General features: G+C 30.3%; 10 protein-coding genes. 3 read left to right on the top strand and 7 right to left on the bottom strand.

Annotated features, from left to right (window positions below; genetic code table 11):
• The first annotated feature begins 140 nt into the window (after positions 1-140).
• On the top strand, positions 141-923 hold the full coding sequence (gene rpsB / locus EGM88_RS11530; RefSeq protein WP_123898442.1) for a 30S ribosomal protein S2: 783 nt from the start codon (positions 141-143) through the stop codon (positions 921-923).
• A gap of 65 nt (positions 924-988) precedes the next feature.
• Positions 989-1,954, top strand: a complete 966-nt coding sequence (gene tsf / locus EGM88_RS11525) for a translation elongation factor Ts (RefSeq protein ID WP_123898441.1) — start codon at positions 989-991, stop codon at positions 1,952-1,954.
• Positions 1,955-2,007: 53 nt separating this feature from the next.
• On the opposite strand, the gene EGM88_RS11520 is transcribed toward tsf, so the two are convergent.
• Genes EGM88_RS11520 through EGM88_RS11510 form a run of 3 tightly spaced genes read right to left on the bottom strand, consistent with a single transcriptional unit; the run spans position 2,008 to position 6,276 of the window.
• On the bottom strand, positions 2,008-3,618 hold the full coding sequence (locus tag EGM88_RS11520; protein WP_123898440.1) for a beta-N-acetylhexosaminidase: 1,611 nt from the start codon (positions 3,616-3,618) through the stop codon (positions 2,008-2,010).
• A 28-nt stretch (positions 3,619-3,646) separates the two neighbouring features.
• Entirely contained in the window at positions 3,647-4,795 is a 1,149-nt protein-coding gene (locus tag EGM88_RS11515) for an N-acetylglucosamine-6-phosphate deacetylase (RefSeq protein WP_123898439.1), read from the bottom strand.
• A gap of 2 nt (positions 4,796-4,797) precedes the next feature.
• Entirely contained in the window at positions 4,798-6,276 is a 1,479-nt protein-coding gene (locus tag EGM88_RS11510; RefSeq protein ID WP_123898438.1) for a sodium:solute symporter family protein, read from the bottom strand.
• Between the two features lie 302 nt (positions 6,277-6,578).
• On the opposite strand from EGM88_RS11510, the gene EGM88_RS11505 reads away from it, so the two are divergent.
• A complete protein-coding gene (locus EGM88_RS11505) occupies positions 6,579-7,622 on the top strand; it encodes a LacI family DNA-binding transcriptional regulator (protein ID WP_203229459.1) in 1,044 nt (347 codons plus the stop codon).
• Positions 7,623-7,646: 24 nt separating this feature from the next.
• Here the strand turns inward: EGM88_RS11505 and EGM88_RS11500 are convergent, their stop codons facing one another.
• The 4 genes from EGM88_RS11500 to EGM88_RS11485 all read right to left on the bottom strand — a co-directional run bounded on the left by EGM88_RS11500 (position 7,647) and on the right by EGM88_RS11485 (position 12,330).
• The gene (locus tag EGM88_RS11500) at positions 7,647-9,209 is read right to left on the bottom strand and encodes a family 20 glycosylhydrolase (protein WP_203229458.1); all 1,563 of its coding nucleotides are present in this window, start codon (positions 9,207-9,209) and stop codon (positions 7,647-7,649) included.
• Positions 9,210-9,293: 84 nt separating this feature from the next.
• Positions 9,294-10,058: a glucosamine-6-phosphate deaminase gene (locus EGM88_RS11495; RefSeq protein ID WP_123898437.1), complete on the bottom strand. Its 765-nt coding sequence runs from the start codon at positions 10,056-10,058 to the stop codon at positions 9,294-9,296.
• Positions 10,059-10,114: 56 nt separating this feature from the next.
• On the bottom strand, positions 10,115-10,870 hold the full coding sequence (locus tag EGM88_RS11490) for a glycoside hydrolase family 16 protein (RefSeq protein WP_123898436.1): 756 nt from the start codon (positions 10,868-10,870) through the stop codon (positions 10,115-10,117).
• An 11-nt stretch (positions 10,871-10,881) separates the two neighbouring features.
• Positions 10,882-12,330: a CBM96 family carbohydrate-binding protein gene (locus tag EGM88_RS11485; RefSeq protein ID WP_123898435.1), complete on the bottom strand. Its 1,449-nt coding sequence runs from the start codon at positions 12,328-12,330 to the stop codon at positions 10,882-10,884.
• Positions 12,331-12,333 lie beyond the last annotated feature (3 nt).

The raw sequence follows: 12,333 nt of genomic DNA, 5'->3' as shown, positions 1-12,333 counted from the left end.
GATTCCAGAATTACCAAATTAAATTACAACAAATAACAATTAATATAATCAGTGTTTAAGTTTAGCACCCAAATGGTTAAGACTCACACGAAAGTGGCTACTTAATTATTGCTAAATAAGGAACGTAAACTAATAACAAAATGAACATTCAAATTCAAGAATTACTAGATGCAGGTGTACACTTCGGTCACTTAACAAGAAAATGGAACCCTAATATGGCTCCATACATTTACACAGAACGTAATGGAGTACATATCATTGATTTGTACAAAACCTCAGCTAAAATTGAAGAATCTGCAGCTGCTTTAGAAAAAATTGCAGCATCTGGTAGAAAAATTTTATTTGTAGCTACTAAAAAACAAGCTAAAGATATTGTTGCTGATAAAGCAGCAAGTGTTAACATGCCTTACATTACTGAAAGATGGCCAGGAGGTATGCTTACCAACTTTGTAACTATCCGTAAAGCTGTTAAAAAAATGGCCCAAATTGATAGAATGAAACAAGATGGTAGCTTTAATGCTTTATCTAAAAGAGAAAAATTGCAAATTGATCGTCAAAGAGCTAAATTAGAGAAAAACTTAGGTTCTATCTCTGATATGACTCGTTTACCAGGTGCTTTATTTGTAATTGATACTAGAAGAGAACATATTGCTATTGCCGAAGCTCAAAAATTAAATATTCCAATTTTTGCTATGGTAGATACTAACTCTGATCCAAGACCAATTGATTTTGTTATTCCATCTAACGATGATGCTTCTAAATCAATCAATAAAATTTTGTCTTATGCAACTGAAGCTATTGCTAAAGGTTTAGCTGACAGAAAATCAGATAAAGAGTCAGAAAAAAATGACGCCCCTAAAGTATCTAAAAAAGTAGAAAAAGCGAAAGAAAAAGCTGAACCAACTACTGAGGATAAAGAATAAATAACAATTGTATAACCTTACAAATAATGATTCTCTAAATCATTATTATATTAAAGATAAAAATTATGGCAAAAATAACAGCCGCAGAAGTAAATAAATTAAGAAAAGCCACTGGTGCAGGTATGATGGATTGTAAAAATGCATTGGTTGAAGCCGAAGGTGATTTTGATACCGCTATTGATATATTACGTAAAAAAGGACAAAAAGTTGCTGCAAAAAGAGCTGATAGAGAAAACTCAGAAGGTGCTGCAATTGCTAAAGTAAATGCTGATAACACTGTAGGTGTAGCAATTATTTTAGGTTGTGAAACTGATTTCGTTGGTAAAAACGAAAATTTTATAGCATTAGCCAATGCTCTTGCTGAAAAAGCACTTCACTTTGATACAAAAGAAGAGTTTTTAGCATCTGATTTTGACGGAATAACTGTTTCTGAAAAATTAATAGAACAAACTGGTGTAATTGGTGAAAAACTAGATATCACTGGTTTTGAAAAATTAGAAGCTCCGTATGTTGGCTCTTATGTTCATATAAATAAAATTGCTGCATTAGTTGGTTTATCTGATAAAGTTGATAATGTAGAAGTTTTGGCTAAAGACCTTGCTATGCAAATTGCATCTATGGGAGCAACTACTTTATCTTACAAAGATTTTGATCCAGCATATGTTGCTTCTGAGACAGAAGCTAGAATTGCTGTTATAGAAAAAGATAATATTGAGTTAGCTCGTTTGGGAAAAACCCTTAAAAATGTACCTAAATACATTTCTATGTCTCAATTAACACCAGAAGTTTTGGCTCAAGCGGAAGAAGATATCAAAGCAGAATTAAAAGCCGAAGGTAAACCTGAAAAAATTTGGGATAAAATACTTCCTGGTAAAATTGAACGATTTATCTCTGATAACACCACTTTAGACAAAGAGCAGTGCTTGTTAAATCAAGAATTTATTAAAGACGATAAAAAATCTGTTAACGATTATATTAAAACTTATGGCGATGTAAAAGTTGTTGACTTTAAAAGAGTTGCTTTAGGTTAATTAATACTACATAATAATAAAAAAAGACAGTCTTTTCAGACTGTCTTTTTTTATTATTTAAAACTTTTATGATAATTAATACCTAATTGCTCCCATCTTTTTTCAAGTTGAATTAAAGATTTAATGAAGCTATCATAATTTTTATTTTCTTTCTGAGTCCAACCAACCTCAGCATAAGCTGCAATTCTTGGGTATATTTGATTTTCCATTTGTTTAACCGTAGGAATCCATTCACTCCACATTTGACATCCTAATCCTAGTATTTGCTCATTGTATTTAGAATCTAATCCTTCTGGTATTGGATCAAATGAATATGCTTTCGAAAGAGGTATTGATTTATAATTATAATCAAGATATGTCATAGAATGTAATGAATTTACTACTTGATGTCCATTAGTAACTGCTTTGTTAACCAATTCTAAACTACCCTTCCAAAAATGGATAATTGCCGTTTTAGAAAGCTTCACTTTAACTTCCATGTTATTATCTTTATCCCATTCATGAATTTTTTCTCCAAGTATTTCATTCCATCCCATCATACGGTGATTATTTTCTTCTATAAACTTGGAAATTTTATTAGTGAAAAACAGTTGAAGGTCAACAGGAGAAGCCAATCCCTCTTCTTTAATTTTATCTTGTATTTCTTTAGAGTTTTCCCATGTTTCAAAACGCACCTCATCACCACCTATATGCACAATATCGCTCGGAAATAGATCAAAAACTTCTTTTAAGACATCTTTTAAAAATGTATGTACCTTTGGATTAGCTACATTGAACGAATCATCCATTTTGCCAAACTCTACAGACACATCTGTTGTTGTACCCAAAACACCAAGCCATGGATAAGAGGCTATTGCAGCAGTAGCATGCCCTGGCATTTCAATTTCAGGAATAATAGTAATGTGACGTTCATTAGCATATTCAATAATCTCTTTAATTTGCTCTTGTGTATAAAAACCTTGATGAGGTTCACCTACTCTTTCTGGACTTTTTCTACTTAATTGCGTATCTTTTCTATAGCTTCCTATATTAGTTAAGTTAGGATATTTTTTTATTTCAATACGCCACCCTTGGTCATCAGTTAAATGCCAGTGAAAAACATTCATTTTTAAGAGGGCCATTTGATCAAGTAATTTTTTTACTGGATTAGCTCCCTTAAAATGACGAGATTCATCTAACATAAAAGCTCGCCATTTAAAACGAGGCTTATCTTTGATTTCTAATACAGGAATTGAAACCGTTTTATTAGAATAATTATTAGTTTCAAAATCAGAAGGTAATAATTGCCTAAAAGATTGAATACCATAAAACAATCCTGTATTTGTAGCTCCTTGTATTATAATATTGTTAGTAGTTGAAGACAATAGATATCCTTCCCTTCCTATTTCATTTTCAAGTTTAGGATTTAAAATTAATGTAATTCCATTCCCTTTTTCTTTAAATTTAATTTTCTTTTGAAAACCTTTTTGAAGAATTGCTGATAAAAACAGAGCATTATTTTCACTTGCCTGGTTGAATATAATTTTTGTTTTATTGTTAAGTTTAAAAAATCCATCAGAGACTGAGACCTCCATTGGTCGAGGAATAATATTTATTTGAGCATTTACAGTTCTTATCAAAAGGAATAAAAATAGAGTGGTTAATTTAATGTTTAATGTATTCATATTTTTAAGTTATACTATTTAGTTATTATCATAAACTAGAAAAAACAAGTCTTCCTGACTTTATTGTTTTTAAAATATTTAAGGTTTTTCCTTCTTTTTTAAAAATAACTAGATCGGCAGGGTACTTATTTTGCAATAAATTAGTAGAATAGCCTACTATAGATTCAGTAGGCTTTATAGAAGCCAAGTTCCAAGCTTCATGAAGCGACAATATCTCTTTGTTTACTAATTGATTAACACACCAAAGTAAAGATTGAGCAGAACCTGCAAGCATTTTTGGACTATTTTTCATAAACAATCGCCCATTTGAATCTAAGATAACATCACCTCCAATATGGGCTTTATAAGTTCCAGGTAAAAGACCTGCATATGAGGTTGCATCACTAACTAAAATACTTTTACTTGATTTGGCTCTTAAAAAAACTTTTAGTAGAGCATCCGGCAAATGAAAACCATCAGCAATCAAGGATGACCACAATGAATCAGACGCTAATTGTTCTATAACATAATTAGAATGCCGTGGCAACATAGCATGTGAAGCATTTCCTAAATGAGTTGACATACTTGCACCCGCTTCAATAGCCTCATTTATTTGCTTTGTTGTTGCTGCGGTATGGCCTATAGAAACAACAACGTTGTTATGTACACAACTTTTTATAAACTCAGTAGATTCTGGCCATTCTGGAGACAACGTAATAATTTTTATTCTATTACCAGAAGCTTTTTGCCATTTTGAAAACAAATCCCAATTAGGAGCCTTAATAAAGTCTTTTGAGTGTGCTCCTCTTGGCCCATCTTCAAGAGATATAAACGGACCTTCAAGATGAATACCAGAAATACAGTCATCCACTTCAGGAAAAGTATTACAAGCTTCTGCAATGATATTTAATAAAGATTCAATAGCGTTATCACTATTTGTAATAACAGTAGGGAAATAACTTGTTACTCCTTGTTTTAAAAGTTGTTGTGTCACCTTTTTAACCTCAGAGATTGTTAACCCTTTTGTATTGAAATCTATACCGTTGAAGCCATTAATTTGCAAATCTACTAAACCAGGAGCTATATAATACAATTCCTCTGAACTTGCATGACATTCCGATATGAGATTTATATAACCTTTATCTATGTGAACACTTATAGGGTTGTTCGTTCTATAATCTAATCCTTCAATCTTCATTTTTAAGCATTTGAACTTTTAATTAAGTTTTGATGTAAATCCTTTACTTTTTGCGGTACACCTCCTCTATTAAAAAACCCTATAACAATAAAAAGAATTAAAGAAGCTAGTATTGGAGCCCCTAATTCTAGAGCTAGAGATTTTTGCTCAACACCTTTTAAGATAGCAAATACAGCTAAACCACCAATTATGGAACCAATAGCTGCTTTACTTCCACTTTTTTGGAATATAGGTAAAAGACCAAGTATCATTGGAACTGACATTGGTCCTAATAACGCTGCAAACCAAGTCACTATTAAACCGAAAACTCCACCAAATTTACTGGCGTTCAATCCTACAATTATAGTTATTAAAGTAAAACAAAAAGTGGTTATCCTGGCTAGTTTTAATTCTCTTTTTTTAGAAAGGTTACGGAATTTAGGAAATAGCTTAGGTAAAATATCTCGACAAATAACAGAAGAAATAGTATTTGAATCTGATGAAGTCATGGATAAAGTATTTGCAAACATCGAAGCAAGTACAAGACCTAATAAACCGGCAGGTAAAAATTTGCGTGCCATTAATCCATAAGACAATGTTGGGTCTTCTAAATTACTAAAAAACAATGGGGCCGCAAACATTGGATATAATAATATTAACGGCCAAATTAAGTATAAAATTGAAGATAAAACTCCCGCTTTTTTTGCCACATTTGGTGATGAAGATGATATAAATCTTGTCGCTAAATTCCAAGTACCACCACTGTAACTAAAAAAATTAATCAATAGCATTGTAAAAGCAAAAGCAACAGTATATGGATCATTAAAAAAATTAGCATTTCCCTCAGGTAATTTTTCCCACATGGTGAAAATACTAGCCGCCCCATCATCTAAATTCATTAGAATAATAACAAACATTGTTATTCCTGCTAGAAGTTGAACGAGAAACTGGGCGAAATCATTCCATACATCTGCCCATAACCCCCCAATGGTAATATAAATAAGCGAAACAACACCTACCAGTATAATTCCGAATGATATTGAAGTACCACTAAAAACATTTAATAAAACAGCAATTGCAGCTAATTTACCTCCTGTGTCAAAAACTTTAATGATTGAACCTACCCAAGCAATAAGTTGCTGTGTTGGTAAATTGTATCTAACTAGTAAGTATTCTGTAGGAGATTGTATGTTCGCAAATTTTCTTAACCTAGCCCATTTAGGAGCGATATAAAAAGCTGCAAGTAAAGTAGCTATAGAAACAGTAAAGGCCCACCAAACATACAATGTAAAACCATGAGTGTAAGCAATACCAGCATATGCAACAAAAACTGCTCCACTGTAACCAGAAACATGGTGAGAAACTCCAGACAGCCACCAAGGTAATTTACCTCCTGCGGTATAAAAATCAGCAGAGTTTTTTACTCGTGCATACGCCCATAACCCAATTGAAATAAGCATTAAGAAATAAAAAGATAAAACTAACCAATCAAGTAATTGCATAAATATCTAAATTAGATGTAAATTAATATAAAATACTATAATAAACTTCATATTACTATTTTTTTGATTAATAGAGAATTAGCTTATCTAAAATAAAGGCTAACAAGTTATATAATATGTAATTGTATAAACGTTGTAAACAAAAATAATTAAATTAAAATAGTTATGCAAACGTTTGCATAACTATTTTAATTTAATAAAGTATTAGTGAACATTTTTTTTTAATTTGCATTATTAAAATTTATAACTTATACTTTTGCAATCGTTATATCTAATAAAAGTGTTAAATACTAATTTTTTAGATGCAAACGTTTGTATATATTGTTATGAAAAATCGTAGAATTACATTAAAAGACTTAGCAAAAGATTTAAATCTATCTGCATCAACTATATCTAGAGCCTTAGACAACCATCCTGCCATTAGCGATGCAACAAAGAAAAAAGTAAGACAAAAAGCAGAAGAATTAGGTTTTATACCTAATTCAATAGCTTCGAGCTTTAGAACAAAAAAAACAAAATCAATTGGTATAATTGTTCCTAGGATTGATATTCATTTCCATTCATTAGTAATTAGTGGAATAGAAAATTATGCATATAAAAACGGATATAATGTTACTATTTTTCAATCAAAAGATTCTTTAAAAAGAGAAAAAGAGATTACCAAAATATTACAAAACAGAATGGTAGATGGCATAATAATTTGTTTAAGTATTGAAACAGAAAAATGCGATCACTTTAAAAAATTTAATAAATTAGGAGTTCCAATGGTTTTTTACGACAGAGTTCCTACAGATTTTGATGCTAATAAAGTAGTAATTAATGACTTTGAATCAGCCTTTACAGCAACAGAACATTTAATAAAAAAAGGATGTAAAAGAATTGGACACATTGCAGGAAATCAAAAAACCAATATATTTAAAGCTAGGCTTGAAGGATTTAAGGCCGCATTAGAAAAGTATAAGTTACCAATAGATAAAAATTTAATTCTATACACAAAAAATTTAGGCTATGAAGAAGGTGTTACTTGTGCAAAAAAATATTTACAGCTTCCCAAATTACCTGATGGTGTTTTTTGTGCTAATGACTATACCGCAGTAAGTGTTATTCAAGTATTTAGAAAACAAGGTATAAAAATTCCACATGACGCAGCAATTGTCGGTTTTAGTAATTATCCTATTTCTAAAATAATTGAACCTAATTTAACAACGGTTAACGATTGTGCTTTTCAAATGGGAGAATCATCTGCCAAATTATTAATTAGACACATTGAAGACAAAGATGATTTTATAAACTCAGAATCTATAACAATTAGAACTGAATTAATAGTCAGAGAATCAACAAAATAAAAACAATATTTAAACAAACTCGGTTTACTTTAATTTAGTTAACCTATTGTACAAAACTTGCATTTGTTTTGTTCTTAAATAATTTTGCTCCGCTAATTCAGAATCATAAAGAAATCCCTTATTTAATTTTATAAATCTTTTATCAAGATCTTTGGCTTGTTCTAATAATTGATTTAAAACTTCAATTAATTTTGGAACCTCAGAACTTACAAAGTCTTTAGAGTTATATACAGATTCAACCTCTTTAAAGGTTAAGTAATGCATTCTTAAATCTGCCATTAATTTAAAATGATTAAATTCTTCTATATTTTTTTTAGGATTTATTAGAACTAGTTGATCTCTTACCTTTCCAAAAGTATTTTTCATTATGGCAATACTTGAACTTCTATCCGGTTTTCCATTTGTGATCAACTCTTTAGGAAAAAATATAAACTCAAGTAACTTTTGAGCATCTTGTTTATTAAGTTCAAATTGCCTTTTAGCATATTTTAAAACAAATTCTTCAGGCTCAATTGGAGTCTTTGATTTTAATGCCTCAGCATAACTGGTAATTAAGATATTAAAACCAGATAGAGGATATGTATTTCTTATTTGAACCATATCAACCACATCGTAATTAACATCCCAAGTAAAACCATATAAACCAGATGTAGACCAAGATGTCATAATAATACCTTCGTATCCAGCTTTTCTTGCATAAGGAATAAATTCTTTTTGATTTTTAAAATGCGTAGCCCAATCGGTAATAAACCAATTGTCAGGATGAGATCTTATGGCTGGTGAACCCCAAAACGTAAAACCTAACTTTTGTAAATTAGGAATATCTCCAAAATGATTAATTTTCCAACCATAATTCCAATCCACAAAAATAGTTTCTTTTGGCAATTCAGCTGCCGCTTCAGGATGTTTTAGAATAATGTCTGCCCACATGACAGGTTTTTTTCCTAAAGAAATAACAATATCTGCAATCATTTTCATGTGATCTACAAATAGTTTTGATTTACCTACTTCAGCAACTTTCTTTTTACATTTTTCACAATGTCCTAATAAATAAGTTTCATCACCTCCAATATGTATATAATCTGAATTATGAGTACCAACCAAGTCGGTAAATAAATCAGTAAATAAAGCAACATTATCAGTAACTTCCATAGGGCATAACTGAGAAATATCTTTTCTATCTTCTTTTAAATTACTATATCTAGGATTTCGTAAGATATATTCCACATGTCCTAAAGTTTGTTGAAGAGGTATTACATCAATTCCAATACTTTCACAGTGAGAAATAATTTTTTTCACTTCCTCTCTTGTAAATGAATATTTATTAGAAATAGGTACATGTTTTTTAAATGGGTAAGTACCCTCCCATTCTAACACCAACGTATTCATTCCAATTTCGGCAAGTTTATCTGCAAATTCCATTATTGCTTTTGGCGTCATTACTTGAATTCGTAAGTCTAAATGAAATCCTTTTATTTTGAAATCACCTTGACTAATTTTTGCTTTTTGCTGTGCTTCAATATGAGATGACTTAAACATTATAACAAATAACAGTAAAATTAAACTTACTAAACCCTTATAATTCATATTAATATTTTTAATGTTATTAAAACGCATAGTGGATATTAAGATATTGATTTAATTGAAATAAACATTATGAAATGAAATAATTTACACCTTTTCAAGCTTCAAAGTTTCCATATATGCATCACTATCAAAATAAAATTTACAATTTTTATGTGTTGTAAGAATAGATGCAGGACATGATGTAGATATTGGTCCAGTGAGCGTATTTTTTACAGCTAAACTTTTATTTTTTCCTATAACAATACAAAACAAATTATTACCTTTTAAAAGTGTTGGTATTGTTAATGTAATTGCTGTTTTTGGAACATCATCTAAAGACTTAAAACATCCATCATGTACTTGTTGGGTACGACAAGCTTTGTCTAATTGAACCACCTTGACTACTTCTGGGTCATTAAAATCAGCCACAGGAGGATCATTAAAAGCAATATGACCATTTTCTCCAATACCTAAACACACAATATCTATGGGTTCTTTTTCCAATAAATATGCATATCTATTTAATTCATTTGCGACACCGTTTTGAACATTAATTATATTTTTACTTTTAATATTTACTTTTGAAAACAGATGATTTTCAAGATAAGCTGAAAATAACTCTGGAGCATTAGAATTTAATCCAATATACTCATCCATATGAAAAGCAATTACTCTACTCCAATCAATACTATTTGACTTGGATAAATAATCCAACATCGTATCTTGAGAAGGAGCTGCTGCAAAAACTATTCGTACAGAACTTTGTTTGCTTAATAAATTTACAATGCACGCCTCTATGGCTTTTCCTGCTGCATGTCCAGTAGTTTTTTTATCAGAAAAAACATTAACATCTTGCTTTATATCAGACATTATTATAACTTTTTATTAATTAATTTGTAAAAACAGGATTTTAAATTATTGTGAGTTTATAGTATTTCAACATGATCAATAATCATTTCTGCTGACTGTTTATTGCTTGGACTATTACCCCTAAATAACCAAAGATTTATTTTTAATCGTTCATCATTTAATGGCGGAATATTATCGCCAGTGTACGTCCAAGTATTGATTATTTTACTTTCTTCAGGGTCTAATGTATGCCCCTTATAACTACCAAATTCTATTTTATCTGATTGCCAATCAAAAAAATGAGTTGATAGGTTACTATTTAAACTCATATCAAAACGAGTCTTGTTTCCTGTTATGTAAGAAGGTTGTATTGCGTATTGTGAGTTTTTATCATTTGTATTTGACCATCTAGAAAATTCTATATCAATTTCTTCTTCATCATTTTTATAAGTAAATAAACCAGCAACAACATTTTCATCTAATAAATCTACCCTACTAGACAAATAAAACACATATTTTTTATATCCCTGAGAATGACGTAAAGTAATGCCTGAACAATACCAATTACCACCTCTTTCAACTATTTTTAAGTGCAACTTTCCTTCATTATCTACCCAAACATTGTCTTCAGAATCAGAAAAAAGATTAGGTCCTGGTCCTTGTTTTTCTTCTTTTGAAGTCCGTACAACCCATTCATATCCAGAAAATTTAATAATTCTGGTTGTAGTAATTGGTGTTTCATCATCGTCTCCATTAGAATCGTCACAAGACCCTACTACAAATATTGAACATAATAGAAGGTAAAAAAATGGTGAATTTATTGGTAAAGTCATAAAAAATTTCCCTACTGGATTGTTATATTAACATCAAAACTATCTACTGTAGCCCCAACTTTGTCAGCGGCCGATAAAACAATTATATCTGAAGATCCTGAACCATTACTTATAAAAATAAGATTTTTAACATCTATATCTTCTTGTGTAAATGTGTCACCTGTTTGCAATATACTTGCACCTCTAACCAACCAACCATACTCTGGTGCTTGTTCTATAGTAAAAGTAATATCTTCAGGTGCAGAACCTGTAACTCTTAAAACATTATTATCAAAAGCAAATGTTTCTCCGCTGTCTACTGAAAAACCAGTATTAGCTTCTGTTACCAGAACACTGTTTTTAGATGAAAGTCGGGCAATAAGCATTGGAGGGTTAAAACCTAAGACATTTTCTTTAGAATAAAATTCGTCTGTTTCATTACTTCCTGATTCACCATCAAGCATAAATGATACTTTTCCGTTGTGTGACAAATTTTTATAATAATCAATTAAATCAAATTCGAAAGAGCTTAATTTAGCTGTTGTTATACTAGCTATAGGATCTTCTGTTGGAAAGGTAGCATTATCAAAAGTTAAACTAAGTTCACTCCATAAAGTATCTTTTACCTCATAAACATTAAAATCAACTTCTTTACCATGTGTAAATTTAATTGGTAACTCTAACTTAAAATCGATAATTACACCTTCTTGACTTAACTGATTTAAATCAAACATTAAAAATCCTTTTCTATCATAAAGTCCATTACCCGAAACATTTTTAACTTTAATTAGAACATCAGTACCAAAATTTCTTCCAGATTGGCTGCCTCCATTAACATATGTATCATGTATTGGAAAAATTGTATCCATAGTAACGGATGGGTCAGGCTCATTGTTACTAGTTGTAAGAGCTGAAAAATAAACAATTGAAGACAAAACGTGAATTACACCTGTAGTTGATTTTAAATTGGATGTAACTATTTCCCATTGTTTACTAGTACCTTCATTTACAATTCCAGTAAATTGACTATTATGCGACAAATAAATTGTTTGACCATTTTCAGTAGTATATGGTAACGGATTATTACGCTCCATTAAATCAGGATCATCAAAAGAAACATAAGCATTTACAATGTGATATTTTAGTACATTTCGTAATATTGGCACAGGAACTTCTGATAAACTTTCATACGAATTATCTTGTAAATACTTTTCAAAAGCCTCATTGGTAGGAGCAATAAAAGTTTTATCAGCACCGCTATCGTAAAAACTCTGAGTGTTTGTAATAAGTATAGCTTCTTCTAATAAATTTAAAGAGTCATGTTTTTGAATATACTCCCATGCCGTAATACCTAATTCAGCATTTGAATTTGATTTGGTGTATGAAAAATCATCTTGTATTTCACAATTGTAAAAAAGAGTTACAATCATTAAAACAAAAACTAGAATATATTGATGTCTAATAATTTTTTTGTTTTTCATTTT

It is taken from the genome of Aureibaculum marinum, assembly GCF_003813905.1.
In the GTDB taxonomy this organism is placed as follows: Bacteria; Bacteroidota; Bacteroidia; order Flavobacteriales; family Flavobacteriaceae; genus Aureibaculum; species Aureibaculum marinum.
The sequence above is the reverse complement of the archived record's forward strand: the minus strand, read 5'-3'. Positions and strand labels throughout refer to the sequence as shown.